Annotated in this window: 12 protein-coding genes; 4 read left to right on the top strand and 8 right to left on the bottom strand. The window is 70.3% G+C overall.

What is annotated here, in order from left to right; all coding sequences use genetic code 11:
• Positions 1-35: 35 nt before the first annotated feature.
• The 7 genes from ACGFYU_RS21050 to ACGFYU_RS21020 form a co-directional block, all read right to left on the bottom strand.
• Positions 36-512: a GNAT family N-acetyltransferase gene (locus tag ACGFYU_RS21050; protein ID WP_393828809.1), complete on the bottom strand. Its 477-nt coding sequence runs from the start codon at positions 510-512 to the stop codon at positions 36-38.
• On the bottom strand, positions 509-1,213 hold the full coding sequence (locus ACGFYU_RS21045; protein WP_393828808.1) for a 4'-phosphopantetheinyl transferase: 705 nt from the start codon (positions 1,211-1,213) through the stop codon (positions 509-511). Before ACGFYU_RS21045 ends, ACGFYU_RS21050 begins: the two co-directional genes overlap by 4 nt.
• A complete protein-coding gene (locus ACGFYU_RS21040) occupies positions 1,210-2,046 on the bottom strand; it encodes an alpha/beta fold hydrolase (RefSeq protein ID WP_393828807.1) in 837 nt (278 codons plus the stop codon). Before ACGFYU_RS21040 ends, ACGFYU_RS21045 begins: the two co-directional genes overlap by 4 nt.
• Positions 2,043-2,516, bottom strand: coding sequence for an SRPBCC family protein (locus tag ACGFYU_RS21035; protein ID WP_393828806.1), 474 nt, complete (start codon positions 2,514-2,516; stop codon positions 2,043-2,045). The genes ACGFYU_RS21040 and ACGFYU_RS21035 overlap by 4 nt, the downstream gene beginning before the upstream one ends.
• 112 nt (positions 2,517-2,628) lie before the next feature.
• Positions 2,629-4,161 (bottom strand): FAD-binding protein, encoded by a 1,533-nt coding sequence (locus tag ACGFYU_RS21030; RefSeq protein ID WP_393828805.1) that lies wholly within the window; start codon positions 4,159-4,161, stop codon positions 2,629-2,631.
• A gap of 35 nt (positions 4,162-4,196) precedes the next feature.
• Positions 4,197-5,759, bottom strand: coding sequence for a flavin-containing monooxygenase (locus ACGFYU_RS21025; protein WP_393828804.1), 1,563 nt, complete (start codon positions 5,757-5,759; stop codon positions 4,197-4,199).
• 10 nt (positions 5,760-5,769) lie between these two features.
• Entirely contained in the window at positions 5,770-6,666 is an 897-nt protein-coding gene (locus ACGFYU_RS21020) for a class I SAM-dependent methyltransferase (RefSeq protein ID WP_393828803.1), read from the bottom strand.
• 205 nt (positions 6,667-6,871) lie between these two features.
• On the opposite strand from ACGFYU_RS21020, the gene ACGFYU_RS21015 reads away from it, so the two are divergent.
• Genes ACGFYU_RS21015 through ACGFYU_RS21005 form a run of 3 tightly spaced genes read left to right on the top strand, consistent with a single transcriptional unit; the run spans position 6,872 to position 8,873 of the window.
• Complete coding sequence (locus ACGFYU_RS21015) at positions 6,872-7,126, top strand: hypothetical protein (protein WP_030390264.1); 255 nt, start codon at positions 6,872-6,874, stop codon at positions 7,124-7,126.
• A gap of 11 nt (positions 7,127-7,137) precedes the next feature.
• Entirely contained in the window at positions 7,138-8,124 is a 987-nt protein-coding gene (locus ACGFYU_RS21010) for a 3-oxoacyl-ACP synthase III family protein (protein ID WP_393828802.1), read from the top strand.
• Positions 8,121-8,873 (top strand): SDR family NAD(P)-dependent oxidoreductase, encoded by a 753-nt coding sequence (locus ACGFYU_RS21005; RefSeq protein WP_393828801.1) that lies wholly within the window; start codon positions 8,121-8,123, stop codon positions 8,871-8,873. The genes ACGFYU_RS21010 and ACGFYU_RS21005 overlap by 4 nt, the downstream gene beginning before the upstream one ends.
• A 145-nt stretch (positions 8,874-9,018) precedes the next feature.
• Here the strand turns inward: ACGFYU_RS21005 and ACGFYU_RS21000 are convergent, their stop codons facing one another.
• Positions 9,019-9,921, bottom strand: a complete 903-nt coding sequence (locus tag ACGFYU_RS21000; RefSeq protein WP_393828800.1) for a BTAD domain-containing putative transcriptional regulator — start codon at positions 9,919-9,921, stop codon at positions 9,019-9,021.
• Between the two features lie 316 nt (positions 9,922-10,237).
• On the opposite strand from ACGFYU_RS21000, the gene ACGFYU_RS20995 reads away from it, so the two are divergent.
• A complete protein-coding gene (locus tag ACGFYU_RS20995) occupies positions 10,238-11,449 on the top strand; it encodes an aminotransferase class I/II-fold pyridoxal phosphate-dependent enzyme (RefSeq protein ID WP_393828799.1) in 1,212 nt (403 codons plus the stop codon).
• Positions 11,450-11,477: the final 28 nt, after the last annotated feature.

The raw sequence follows: 11,477 nt of genomic DNA, 5'->3' as shown, positions 1-11,477 counted from the left end.
CCCGATGAGGTGAAGGAGCTGCGGTTGTGCAGGGCCTACAGCGTGAGTTCCGCGACGGGCTGGTCGCCGCTCAGTTCGCCCGTCGGGTGGAAGCCGAGGCCGGCGTAGAAGGGGGCCGGGGTGCCGGGGCCCGTGTCGTACGTGACGTAGGCGCGGGTGGCGCCGCGGCGGCGGAGTTCGTCGATGACGGCCTGGACGGCGAAGCGGCCGTAGCCCTTGCCCTGGTGGTCGGCGGAGATGTTCAGGCGCCAGATGCCCGAGCGGATGTCGGTCGGGTCCTTCGAGGGGTTCCAGGCGATGTCGAGGAAGGCCATCACGAAGCCGACCGGCTCGTCGCCGTCGACGATGAGCCGGGGCCAGGCGACGCCGGGGTGGACGTACGCCTCGGCCAGGGACTTGACCACCGGTGAGACCAGGTGCTGCTGGTCGGGGCGGACGGATATGGCGCAGGCCGCGTCGATGGTGTCGGCGGTGATGGGGATGAGGCGCGGTGATGGAGATGTGGTGCTCATGGGGCGGACTTTACGAGGGGGCGCGGGCGTAGATCATCGCGGGTGCCGGGGACGGCGCGGGCCGGGCGGGTCACCGCCGTCAGGATCAGGTCGCGGCCGGCCAGCCAGCGGCCCTCGTACACCGGGTGGACGGGCGGGGGGACCGGCGGGTGCAGGGTGGTGGTGAAGGTGCCCTCGGGGGAGAGGGTGAGGGTGGCGTCGCGGAAGCCGAGCCAGATGCCGGTGGCCGGGTACCAGGCCTTGTACGCCGCCTCCTTCGCGGAGAAGAAGATGCGGTCCCAGGGGAGGGCCGGGTCGGCTGTGGTGAGGGCCGTCAGGTGGGTGCGTTCCGCCTCTGAGGTGATTAGGGCCAGGACGCCCGGCGGGAGGGGGCCCGCCGGTTCCGCGTCGATGCCTACGGCCGACATCGACGAGGCCGGGGCAGCGACCGCCGCGCGGTAGCCCTCGCAGTGGGTGATGCTGCCGACCACGCCCGCCGGCCACTGGGGCGCGCCGCCCGGGCCCGGGAGCAGGGCGACGGGGTGGCGGCCGAGGTCGGCGAGGCAGCGGCGGGCGCAGGCGCGGGCGGTCGCGAACTGACGGCGCCGCCGCTCCCGGCGGCCCTCCATCAGGGCCGCCTCGGCGGGGAAGAGAGGAGCGGGCGCCGCGTCGTCGAAAGCCTCCGATGACGTGACGCCCGGGGGGAGGAGTTCCTCGATCATCGCGAGGCGAGCTCCGACACCGCCGAGACCGCGAGGAGCGGGCGTTCCAGCGGGAGCATGTGGCCCGCGTCCGGGATCCGTTCGAAACGGGCGCCGGGGACGACCTCCGCGAGGGTCTGGGCCAGCGCGATGTCGATCACCTTGTCGAGCTCGCCGTGCAGGACCACCGCCGGGACCTTGACGGACTTCAGCGCCTCGCGGACGTCCCAGCCGCGGGTGCAGCGGAAGAACTCCGCCCGGACGTGGGGGACCGCCGCGGCGAACAGCTGCCGGTTGACGTCCCGTACGACGGGATCCACCCCTTTGCCCATGGTGGAGCCGAGCAGCTTGCGGCCGAGCCACGGACGGCGCAGGGCCTTGGAGAAGACGGCGCTGCCCATCATCTTCACCTCGCTGTCCGGGGTGTCCTGGCCGTGCGCGGCGGTGCCCAGCAGCACCAGCCCGCGCAGCCGGGACGCCGACGGCGAGGTGGCCGCGTAGGACAAGGCCGCGAAACCGCCGCCCGAGTGGCCGACGATCACCGCCTCGCGCGCGTCCGTCTCGCCGAGGACGGCCGCCAGGTCCCCGCTCAGCCGTTCCACCGAGACCGGAGTACGGCCCAGCGTGGACGCGCCGTGACCGCGCTGGTCGTACAGGACCACCCGGTGGCCGGCCCGGATCAGCCGGTCCGCGACGGTGCCCCAGACACGGCGGGTGTGCGCCCAGCCGTGCACCAGGACCACGTCGGCGGCCGCGGGCGTGCCCGCCAGCGGGGCGAGGACGGTGACCGCGAGGTCGGCGCCGTCGTCCGTACGGACCGTCAGCTCGTGCGTGAGGTCGGGGGCCGTCGTCACCGCCGCACCGCCGAGAGCTGGCGGTCCAGGGACTCGAAGGCCGCCAGGGTGCCCTTGGAGTGCTCCGCGCCGAGGTCGGCGACCTTGGACAGGAGCTTCAGCCAGCCGTGGGGGGTGCCGACGAAGTGCATGGAGATCCGGGTGCGGCCGTCCGCCAGGGGTTCGAGGCGGAAGGTGCTGGGGCCGCGGAAGACGCCGTCCACGTACTCGATGTCGAGGCGGCGGCCCGGCTCCACCGCCACCGTGCGCGAGGTGAAGCGCAGCTTCAGCCCGCCCTTGTCGGAGCCCTTGGTGTGGACCGTCACGCCCACCAGGCCGCCGACCTCGTCGGGGGCGCCGGAGACCGTCTTGAACGTGTTGGCCGGGACCCACCACTTCTCGCCGCCGCGGAACTCCGCGACGAGCGCGTCCCAGACGGCGTCCGCCGGGGCGTCGATCACCGCCTCGTCGATCAGGTCGTACGTCGTCATGCCGAAGCCTCCAGTGGGATACGGGGAAACGTCCAGGAAAAAAGAGCGGCGGGGACGGGGTCCCTCTCCCCGCCCCCGCCGGGACTCGTCACGCTCGGTAGGGCTCCTGCCGTCAGGCGAAGAAGCCCTGGCCGGGCGTGAAGAGGTTCTTGGGGTCGTACTTCGCCTTGGCGTTCAGGAAGCCCGACCAGCGGTTGCCGAAGTGGGCCTTCCAGTCGTCCCGGGTCATGTTCGGGATCGAACCGACCAGGTAGCGCTTGGCGCCCATGGCGCGCGCGATCTCGTACAGGCGGCGGTTCTGGGCGAGCATGGCCTGGGTGTCCGCGCCCGGGTTGGGGAAGCGCAGCAGGTCGAAGAGGTAGCCGACCGACTCGTTCGGCTGGACCGCCAGCGGCCGCTTGATCTTCGAGGTGAAGTACGGGTAGAAGAGCAGGAATCCGCCGCCCAGGGACTCGGCGGTCAGCTCCTGCTCGACCTGCTGCATGAAGGCCTTCGTCTTCGACGCGGGCAGGAACATGCTCAGCCACGGCTTGGGCTGGTACCAGTGGCCGGACTCCTTCAGGTACGCCTCGTACGCGTCGAGCCGGAACATGTACTCCCGGTACGACACGTCCTCGATGACCGCGTCGGCCCGCACGTCCTTCAGGTCGCCGATCAGCGTGTCGCGGTTCGGCGGGGTCGTGTCGTAGGTGGCGCCGACCTCCATCTTGTAGCGCCAGCCCGAGCCGTCGGGCTTCTGCAGCATCTCGCCCGCGTGGACCTGGAACCGGCCCTCGGCCATCACCTTCTCCGAGTCGGCGAGGTACGTCGACAGGTCGTTGTAGAAGAGGCTGAAGATGACCGAGCGCTTCGGCGCCGGGATCAGCTTGACGTTGACCCGGACGATGATGCCGACCTGGCCGCCGCCCGACAGGGCCGCGTTGAACAGGTCCGGGCGCAGCCACGGGGTGGCCGTGACCAGCTTGCCGTCGCCCGTGATGATGTCGATGGCCTGCACGGTGTCGCACAGCAGGCCGTACTTCTGCACGGTGCCGCCGATACCGCCGATGCTGATGGTGCCGCCGACCGAGATGTACAGGTAGTCCGGCAGCGCCGGCGGGGTCTTGCCCAGGGCCAGGGTGGCGTCGGTCAGCTGGCCCCACGTCACACCGGCCTCGACCACGGCGTAGTTCTCGCCGATGGAGAGGATCTTCGACATGCCCTTGGCGTCGATGGAGATGCCGCCCGGGACCCGGGCCTGGCCGTAGACCGAGTGCGACTCGATGTCGGCGCCGGTGCCGCCCTGGCCGTTGACGGCGACCTTGATGTTGTTGGCCCGGGCGTAGTTGACGATCTTGACGATGTCGTCGATGTTGCCCGGCCGCAGGACCGCCCACGGCTTCGCGCCGTCCCACATGTGGCCGAAGTCGTGGCTGAAGGAGTCGAGCGTGGCCGGGTCCGTCGTCAGGGTGCCGGCCAGTCCCGGAACCGGGACGACGTTGGCGTTGCCCGCGGCCTCGGCGGCCGTCGCCCAGCTCTGGTCGACCGTGTTCCAGCCGACGACCGCGACGGCGGTGGCGGCGATGCCGCCGAGGATCCGGCGCCGCGACGGCTGCGCGACTTCGCCCGTGGAGGCGCCGGCGGTGGTTCTTGGGGTAGTGCTCATCTGGGTACGTCTCCCGATTCCCATGGCGTGGCGTACTACTGGTGAGTTGCCGGCTTGCCGGTGCGCACCTGCGAGGCGAGCTGGTACTCGCTCAGGTCGAAGCGCTTGGTGGCGCCGCGGAAGCGCCAGGTGTAGGTGGGCCAGATCGACGGGTTGCGGCCGCTGGCGTCCAGGTACCAGCTCTGGCAGTTGCCCGCGTTCCACACGGTGCCGTCGAGCTTGGCGTCGAGCGCGTTGTTGTAGGCGTCCTGCGCCTCCTGGCGGACCTCGACGCTGGCCAGGCCCCGCTTCTCGATCTGCTTCAGCGCGTCGAGGACGTAGGCGATCTGCGCCTCGATCATCACGACCTGGGAGGAGTGCCCCAGCGTCGTGTTCGGGCCCAGGAGCATGAAGAGGTTGGGGAAGCCGGCGATGGTGGTGCCGCGGTGGGCGGACATGCCGTCCTTCCACGCCTCGCGCAGCTGCACGCCGCCCCGGCCCCAGATCCGCTTCGCGACCGGGCGGTCGGTGGCCTGGAAGCCGGTGCCCAGGATGATGGTGTCGACCTCGCGCTCGACCCCGTCCTTGCCGACGATCGACTTGGCGCGGACCTCGGCGATCCCGTCGGTGACCAGGTCCACGTTGGGCTGCTGGATCGCCGGGTACCAGGTGTTGGAGAAGAGCAGCCGCTTGCAGGCCATCACGTAGTCGGGCGTGAGCTTGGCGCGCAGCGCCTCGTCCGGGACCGACTTCTTCAGGTGGTCGCTGGCCATCTTCTGCATCTTCCCGGCGACCTTCGGGCGGGCCATCACGAAGGCCAGGATCTCCCGGCCCCACATGTTGAAGTTCCGCCGGAAGTTCTGGTATCCGGGCAGCGAGCGCAGCAGCTTGGCCTGGAGCGGGCTGGTCGGCTTGTCGTTCTTCGGGCCGACCCACGGGGGCGTGCGCTGGTAGAGGTCCATGTGCCCGACCTCGGGCTGGATCTGCGGGACGAACTGGATGGCCGAGGCGCCCGTACCGATGACGGCGACGCGACGGCCGGCCAGGTCGTGGTCGTGGTCCCAGTTCGAGGAGTGGAAGACCTTCCCCTCGAAATCGCCCAGGCCCTTGATGTCCGGCACGGCCGCCTCGCTGAGGTAGCCGGTGCCGGTGACCAGGACCTGAGCGGTGTAGTCGCCCTGCGAGGTCTCGATCTTCCAGTGCCGCTCGCCGTCGTCCCAGCGGGCGGCGACCAGCTCGTGCCCGAACCGGATGTGCGGGCGCACCCCGAAGCGGTCGGCCGTGTCGCGCAGGTACGCGTACAGCTCGTCGCGCTTGCCGAAGGTGGACTTCCAGTTCGGGTTCTGGGCGAAGGAGAACGAGTAGAGGTGGGACATGACGTCGCACGCACAACCCGGATAGCTGTTGTCGCGCCAGGTGCCGCCGACCTCGTCGGCCCGCTCGAACACCAGGAAGTCGTCGATGCCCGACTGCAGCAGTCGGATGGCGGTGCCCAGGCCCGAGAAGCCGGTGCCGATGACCGCGACCCGCAGGTGGCGGGTCGGGCCGTGGCCACCGGGACGCGTCTCGGTGCCCGTGCGGGCGCCGCCGTCCTTGGCCGGTTCGAGAATGCTCGTCACGTCGGCCTCCTTAACGGCGCGTGATGGTGACGCGGAAGTTGTTGAAGAACTTGTCCTCGAGCGTGTACGCGAAGATGTCGAGGTAGCGCTCGAAGCGGGAGACGACCTCTTCACCCTCCATGGCCACGGCCTCGTCCCGGCGCTCGGCCAGCAGGACCAGCCAGGCGCGGCAGGCCATCGCGAAGGACTCGCGTTCGTTGACGATCTCGTCGATCTCGAAGAGGCCCTCGGCGGCGGAGCTCAGCTCGTGCAGGTGCGGGATGTGGCACCCCTCGAACTCGGAGCGCTGCAGGAACTTCAGGTCGTCGAGGAGCGCGCGGTTCATCGGCAGCGCCTCGGCGGTCATGGTGTGCAGCACGAACTTCGCGCCGGGGTTCAGGGCGTTCGCGACCTGCTGGAAGAAGTACCGGTAGCGCTTGGTGCGCTCCTTCGGCGGCAGGTTGGAGGAGACGAAGTGCTCCAGCGCGTTGATGCAGAACGCCGCGTCGTACTTCTCGCTGTCGTCGGCGACCTTGTAGTCCGCCCAGCTCTGCACCAGCGTGGTGATCTTCGGGTTGTTGAGCCCGTCGATGAACGCTTCCTGGGTGCGGGACAGGGTCAGGCCGACGGCCTGCTCCGCGCCGTGCACGGTGGTGAGGCGGTTGAGCATGGTGCCCCAGCCGCAGCCGATGTCCAGGACGCGCTTGGTGGAGCCGGCCTTGACGCCCGCGAGCTCGGCGAACTTGTCGAGCTTGCGCTCCTGCGCCTCGTCGAGGGTGGCGACCAGGTCCTCGCCGTCTTCCCAGTAGCCGCCGGAGTACATCATCGTGGGGCCCAGCAGGAGCCGGTAGAAATCGTTGCTGACCTCATAGTGGTGCCTGATCGCATCGACCTCGGGGTCCACCGACTTGGGGGCGACCGTTGTCATCCTGATCCTCTTTCCTGCGTGTCCGGCGGGCCGTGTTTTCCGAATTCGCGTCGAGAAAAGCGGATGCCCCGCAAGGCGTGCGCAAGACGGCCCGGATTCGCGATCCGGCGCCGTGTTGCGCGTTCCTTGCGGGGGCGGGGCTTTCATCGCTCTCGAAAACAAGACACGCACTGCCGAGTTGCATTGCCGAGAGAGGACCGACCCCATGTCGCTGCCCACCATCGAAGAACTGGCGAGCCAGCTCGAGGCCGTCTCGGGTGCCGCGGAGGTCAGCCCCGACGCCCCGCTCCAGCACATCGCGGACGTCGACTCGCTGGACCTGATGGAGTGGCTGTACGGCTTCCAGAACCAGTACCCGCACATCCCGGCCGACGAGTCGCTCTTCGCCGACCTCGACGACACGACCACGCTGCGTGACGTGTACGCGAAGATCGTCGATCTCGTCCCGGCTCAGGCGTAGCGAGGGGTGACGTGACCGGCTTCGACATCACCGGGTGGGGCATGTCCGTACCCGAACGCATCGTCACCAGTGCCGAACTCGCCGAGCGCTTCGGCGTGGACGAGCACTGGGTCGTCAGCCGCTGCGGCATCCGCGAGCGGCGGGCGGTCAACCCGGGGCAGACCACCGCCTCCCTGGCCGTCGAGGCCGGCCGGCGCGCGCTGGAGAAGGCGGGCCTGACCGGCGCCGACATCGCCCACCTCATCGTCGCGACGGCCACGCCCGAGCAGCCGTCGCCGGCGACCTCCGCCTTCGTCCACCACGAGCTGGGCATCGCGGGCAGCGCGCACGACGTCAACTCCGAGTGCGCGGGCTTCGTCTACGGGCTGGTGTCGGCCATGGCGCTGATCGCCATCGACCCCCGCCCGATCCTGCTCATCGGCTCCGACACCCACACCCTGACGGCCAACCCGGCCGACCGGGACCTGTCCATCCTGGTCGGCGACGGCGCGGGCGCCATCGTCCTCCAGCCGGGTGCGGAGAACCGGGTCAAGGCCTGGAACCTGGGCGCCGACGGCTCCTGCACCGGCTCCCTCAAGGTGCTCGCCGGCGGCAGCCGGATGCCCACCACCCAGGAGACGCTGGACGCGGGCCTGCACTACGCGCAGATCAACGGCAACGAGATCTACCTCAACGCCGTCCGCTACACCGTCCGTACGGTGCGCGAGACGCTGGAGAACGCCAAGGTGGACGCCGCGGACATCGACCACGTCGTGCCGCACCAGGCCAACATCCGGATCATCAACTCGATCCTGTCGCACACCGGGCTCCGGCAGGAGGCCCTGATCACCAACCTCCAGAAGTACGGGAACACCGCCTCGGCGTCGATCCCGATCGCGCTGACCGAGGCCCTCGACGAGGGCCGTATCAAGGCCGGCGACAAGGTCCTGCTGGCCGGCTTCGGAGCCGGTATGACCTGGGGTTCGATCCTGATGGAGTGGGGCGGTGTCGCGGCATGAGCAAGAACGGTGCGGGAGTGCGGCCGGAGTCCCCGGTCGCGCTCGTGACCGGCGCCTCGGGCGGCCTCGGCCAGGCCCTGGCGCTGGAACTGGACGCGCTGGGCTGCCGGGTCGCGGTCCACTACAACAGCTCCCGGGAGGGAGCCGAGGCCGTCCGGGAGAAACTGACCAACCCCTCGGTGCTGGTCACCGGTGACGTCGGTTCGTGGGAGGCCACCCAGGCCCTCTACGCGCAGATCTCCGAAGAGCTGGGCCCGGTGGACGTCCTCGTCAACAACGGGGCCATCCGCAAGGACAGCCTGATGGCGATGCAGAACCCGGCGGACTGGGCCCAGGTCATCCAGACCAACCTGATCGGGTCCTTCCACACCGCCCGGGTCTCGGTGCCGCACATGCTGCGCAAGCGCTGGGGCCGGGTGATCAACATCGTGTCCCCGTCGGGCATCATCGCGACGGCCGGCCAGACCGCCTACTCGGCCTCCAAGGCGGGGCTGATCGGCTTCACCCGCACCCTCGCCTCGGAGTGCGGCCGGCGCGGGGTGACGGTGAACGCGCTGTCCCCCGGCTTCATGATCACCGGCATGACCAACACCCTGCCGGACCGGGTGATCGAGGGCATGGAGGACAAGGCCCCCATCCCCCGCTTCGTCACGGTCGAGGAGGTCGCCCGCAGCGTCGGCCTCTTCCTGGACCAGGACTGCATGACGGGCCAGGTCATCAGCATCGACAGCGGCGTATCCATCACCTGATCCCCCGCCGCTCCCCCCAGCCCCGGCCTTCCCTTCCCCCCACAGGGAGGCCGGGGCCGCCCGTCGTTCCCGCGGGAGCCGCGCGCACGGGCACGCGAAGGCCGCCGCCACGCACAGCGTGGCGGCGGCTTCCTGTCGTCGCGGGTCAGGCGGCGGGCTTGGCCGCCACGCCGTGGGTGACGCAGCCGTGCTCGGCGAGTGAGCACGGGCGCGGCACCGGCACGCGGTGGTCCACCTCGAAGACCCCCATCAGCACCGGGTCCAGGCAGGTGACGGAGGGTGCGGCCGCCCGGGGTTCGGGCGTGCGCAGCAGTTCCAGGTACGCGGCCTCCGTCTCGGGCGCCGGGTCGATGCCCAGCTCCTCCGCGAGCACCTCCCGCAACTGCTGGTAGCTGCGCAGCGCTTCCGCACGGTTGCCGGCCCGGGTGTGGGCCGCCATCCGGCAGCGGTACGCGCTCTCCCGGAACGGGGCGCGGCGCACGGCCTCCTCCGCGTACCGCAGGGCGTGGTGCTCGTCGCCCAGGGCGGAGGAGGAAAGGCTCGCGGTCTCCAGTGCCTTCAGGCGCAGCTCTTCGAGCTGCTCGCGCATCGCGTTGACCCATTCGCCCTCGTGGGAGGGCAGGAAAGAGCCGCGCAGGTTCGACACCGCGCCGGCCGCGAGCTGTTGGGCCACCGCGTAGGCGCCCTCCGCGTACGCCTCGGCGGCCTCGGTCACCGCGGTCTCCGCGACCTCGACGTCCACGGCCGCGTCCTGCGGCACCCGCAGGAGGTACCGGCCGCCCTGTGCGACCAGGGGAGTGACCCCCGGCTGGTCCTGCGGGGTCGTGACGAACGTACGCACCCGGCTGACGAGGCTGCGCAGCGCGGAAGCCCAGGTGTCGGGAAGGCCCTCGGGCCAGATGGTCTCGGCCAGTTGGTCACGGTCCGTTCCCTCGGTCCGCTCGATGAGCAGACGGGCGAAGGCCACCTGCGCCTGGGCGCTCGAGAGGTGTTGAGGCGGTGCTCCGTCCGGCTCGATCGTGACAAGACCTATCAGTCTGATCAGCACTATGCACTCTCCGAAACGGTCGCTTCCGGCCGTGTCCCCCATGGTGTCGTGCGATTCAGAGGATACCGGCGGGCCTTCTCGGGATGTCAACAGCGGCCCGCAAACATTCCCTTCCGAATAAAACCCCAGGTCCGGGCATCCTTTTTTGATTTTCGAGCGCGGCTGTGGTCCCGCTCCGGCCCCGCTCCGGTCCGGCTCTTGCGCCGCTATTGCGCCCCCCGAGCCTTAATGGAATTCCACTAGAGCCCCGCCGGAAAAAAGGCAGGGCGCCGATGGAGTTCCGGGTCCGCCGGACGATCGCGATGAGGAGAAGCACGTGAACGCATCCGCCGCCTGGGACCGTCTCGAACCGAAGCTGGCCTACTTCCGCGACCGGGTCCGGCACCTGGAGTACGAGCCCAACCGCAAGAACAGCTTCGTCGCCTACACCGCCGAGCGGGACTCCGCGTACGCGGACCAGGACGGCCGCCGGCTGCTGATGATGTCCGGCTACTCCTACCTCGGCCTCGCCGGCGACGAGCGCGTCGTCGCGGCCGCCAAGGCCGCCGTCGACCTCTACGGCACCGGCAACCACGGTGTGCGAGCCCTGGCCGGCACGACCCCGCTGCACGAGGAGCTGGAGGCCGAGGTCGCCAAGGTGGCCGGCCGCGAGAAGGCCCTGGTCTTCGGCTCCGGCTACGCCGCGAACACCGGCACCGTCGGCGCGATCGTCGGCCCCGGCGACACCGTCTTCATCGACAAGTACGACCACGCCAGCATCGTCGACGGCTGCAAGCTCTCCGGCGCCACCGTCACCCGCTTCCGCCACAACGACGTCGCCCACCTGGAGCGCCGCCTCGCCGCCGCCCCCGACACCGGCGTACGCCTCGTCATCGTCGACAGCGTCTACTCCATGGACGGCGACATCGCCCCCCTGGTCGACCTGCGCAAGGTCTGCGACGCCCACAACGCGCTGCTGATGGTCGACGAGGCCCACGCGCTCGGCGTCATCGGCGCCACCGGCAAGGGCATCGAGGAGCACTTCAACTACGAGGTGAAGGTCGACGTCAAGCTCGGCACCCTGTCCAAGGCCATCCCCTCCATGGGCGGCTGGGTCGCCGGCTCCGCCGACTTCATCCACCACCTGCGCTACGCGGCCCGCCCCTTCCTCTTCTCCGCCGCCCTCGGCGGAGCGCAGACCGGCGCCGCCCTGGAGTCCCTGCGGATCATGCAGCGCGAGCCGGAGCGCGTGCGGTTCATCCAGCGCGAGTCCGAGCGCTTCCGCGGTCTCCTCAACGAGGCCGGCATCTCCACCGTCGACAGCGAGACCGCGGTCGTCCCGGTCATCGCCGGATCCGACGAGTCCGCCTACGACCTGGCGACCGTCCTGCGCAAGAACGGCGCGATCGGACTGCCCGTGGTCACCCCGGCCGTCCCCAACGACCTGGCCCGGCTGCGCATCGCCATCACCGCCGCGCACACCACCTCCGACCTCGACTTCGCCGCCGACGCCCTCATCAAGTCGGCCCGCGAGTGCCGGATCATCTGACCGCCCTCGTGACGACCGCCCACACGCC

The organism is Streptomyces sp. NPDC048337 (assembly GCF_043201175.1).
Taxonomy (GTDB): domain Bacteria; phylum Actinomycetota; class Actinomycetes; order Streptomycetales; family Streptomycetaceae; genus Streptomyces.
This window is presented reverse-complemented; position numbering and strand designations above follow the sequence as displayed.

Excerpts from the sequence above, each read along its gene's own strand:
- ACGFYU_RS21050 (WP_393828809.1), bottom strand. The coding sequence starts at position 512 with ATGAGCACCACATCTCCATCACCGCGCCTCATCCCCATCACCGCCGAC.
- ACGFYU_RS21045 (WP_393828808.1), bottom strand. The coding sequence starts at position 1,213 with ATGATCGAGGAACTCCTCCCCCCGGGCGTCACGTCATCGGAGGCTTTC.
- ACGFYU_RS21035 (WP_393828806.1), bottom strand. The coding sequence starts at position 2,516 with ATGACGACGTACGACCTGATCGACGAGGCGGTGATCGACGCCCCGGCG.
- ACGFYU_RS21030 (WP_393828805.1), bottom strand. The coding sequence starts at position 4,161 with ATGAGCACTACCCCAAGAACCACCGCCGGCGCCTCCACGGGCGAAGTC.
- ACGFYU_RS21020 (WP_393828803.1), bottom strand. The coding sequence starts at position 6,666 with ATGACAACGGTCGCCCCCAAGTCGGTGGACCCCGAGGTCGATGCGATC.
- ACGFYU_RS21015 (WP_030390264.1), top strand. The coding sequence starts at position 6,872 with ATGTCGCTGCCCACCATCGAAGAACTGGCGAGCCAGCTCGAGGCCGTC.
- ACGFYU_RS21005 (WP_393828801.1), top strand. The coding sequence starts at position 8,121 with ATGAGCAAGAACGGTGCGGGAGTGCGGCCGGAGTCCCCGGTCGCGCTC.